Raw genomic sequence first — 318 nt, 5'->3', positions numbered from 1 at the left:
TCTCGGTGGTCCTGAACGGATCAGCCGTCTGCAGTTCGGTGAAATGCTTTGCCGCCTGACGGGTTACTCCTCCGCACTGCTGCAACCCGTCTCCATGGAGGAGCATCGACCGGAGGCGCCGCGACCCCGCGATCTGTCGCTGAACATCGACAAGGCGCGATCTATCCTGAAAACGCCGCTCTGCGGCATCGAAGAGGGAATCCGCAGAATGCTCGCTTATCCTTTATTCACGCAAGGATAACGTGCCGACCTTCTCCCGCTCAAGGCAAAGTGATTTTCTGCATTCCCGGCCAAAGTTCGCTGACCCGGCCTGCCCAC

The 318-nt window shown here is 59.1% G+C and carries 1 protein-coding gene; it reads left to right on the top strand.

What is annotated here, in order from left to right; translation table 11 throughout:
* A partial coding sequence (locus ONB24_13400) for a sugar nucleotide-binding protein (protein ID MDZ7317108.1) occupies positions 1–241 on the top strand: 241 nt, incomplete at its 5' end.
* Positions 242–318: the final 77 nt, after the last annotated feature.

The organism is candidate division KSB1 bacterium (genome assembly GCA_034505495.1).
GTDB lineage: Bacteria > Zhuqueibacterota > Zhuqueibacteria > Residuimicrobiales > Krinioviventaceae > Fontimicrobium_A.
This window is presented reverse-complemented; position numbering and strand designations above follow the sequence as displayed.